This window comes from Sphingobium sp. DC-2 (assembly GCF_000722555.1).
Taxonomy (GTDB): domain Bacteria; phylum Pseudomonadota; class Alphaproteobacteria; order Sphingomonadales; family Sphingomonadaceae; genus Sphingobium; species Sphingobium quisquiliarum.
Map to the genome: position 1 here is coordinate 1 of NZ_JNAC01000091.1, position 1,466 is coordinate 1,466.

Sequence of the window (1,466 nt, forward strand, 5' to 3'; positions counted from 1 at the left end):
GATGCGGACGTCGAGCGAGGCGCTGTCGGCCGACCCGTCGCCATCGGTGATGGTGACGGTGAAGGATTGAAGGATGCTATCCGTCCCCGGCTGGCCATGGGCGAGGCTGTTGCCGGTCAGTTCATAGCTGTAGGCAAAGCTGCCGCCGGTCACCGAGCCATCAGGGCCTGTCACGGGCGTGAAGCCGGTGATGCGCAGCGTGCCTTCCGCCGTGACGATCGCAGCGGCCTTGAACGCGCCGCCCGCGAAGATGGAAACCCCTTCCACGCTCGCCGCCGCCAGCCCGTCGGGGGTGGATATGCTGAAGCTGCCCGTACGGGTGAGCGCTGCTGCATCGGGGGCGGACCCATCCGCCAGATGGGCTTCCGATACAAGGACTTCGGCGCCTTCGCCATCAAGGCCGCTGATCCCTACGCCGTCATCCGATCCCGATATAGTGATGGTGAGGGTGGACGACGACACATCTCCGTCGCCATCAGTGATGGAGTAGCTGAAACTGTCGGTCAGCGTTTCGCCGGGGCTGAGCGTCTGGACCAAGGGATTTTCATTGTCGAGCCTGTAGCTGTAGAGCCCGCTGGCCTCCAGCGTCAGCGTGCCATAGACACCCTTGAACGTACCGGCGCTGGATATAGCCGCACCATCCGCGCCCTGCACGTCCGCCACGCCGTCGCTGCCGTTGGCGTCGCTGCCGCCGATGCCCGTCAGCACATTGCCGTCCGCCACAAGCGGACCGTCCTCGCTCACGCCATCGCTGTCCGCCAAAGCGCGCGGCGCATCGTCGGAGATGCGGATGAGAAGATCGGCCACCCCCACCGACCCGTCACTGTCGGTCACTTTGACGCTGAACTGGTCCTGCCCCTCTTCGCCAGATGCCGGGGCCGTCAGCGTGTAGCTATAGCTGTAGCCCGCGTCTGTGCGCGTGACCTGTAATATGCCAAAGCTGCCTGAGACGGTGCCCCCCGCCGTGACATCCACGCCGCCCACAAGGAGTTGCGCCACGCGATCGGCTCCAGTGTCGATCGCCAGGACGCCGGCCGCCGTCTCGCTCGCCGAGGCCGGGTCAGAACCTGACGGCAGGCCCGCTTCGGACACCGCCGCGGTGGAAGGCATGATGCGGGGCGTGCTGTCGGCCGCGAGAAGCACGGTCACGGTGGCGCTTGCGCTGTCTCCGTCGCCGTCCTTGAGACTGTAGGTGAAACTGTCGCTCCCCGTCGCGCCAGCATTGGGCGTATAGGTAAAGCTGCCGTCGCCATTATAGATGAGGCTGCCTTTTGCGGGTCCGGTCACCAGCGAAACACCCGTCGCCAGCGCAACGCCATCCGCCCCGGTGAGATCGTTCGCGACCACATTAATAATGACTGAACTATCTTCCAGCGCGGCGGCGCTATCGTCGCGCGCATCGGGGATGTCGTCGCTGATGCGGACGTCGAGCGAGGCGCTGTCGGCCGACCCGTCGCCATCGGTGA

1 protein-coding gene is annotated in these 1,466 nt (G+C 65.6%); it reads right to left on the reverse strand.

The features are described 5' to 3' along the window. Positions 1–1,466: Ig-like domain-containing protein (locus ET21_RS0117760; protein WP_030540712.1), on the reverse strand; the 1,466-nt coding region annotated here is incomplete at both ends.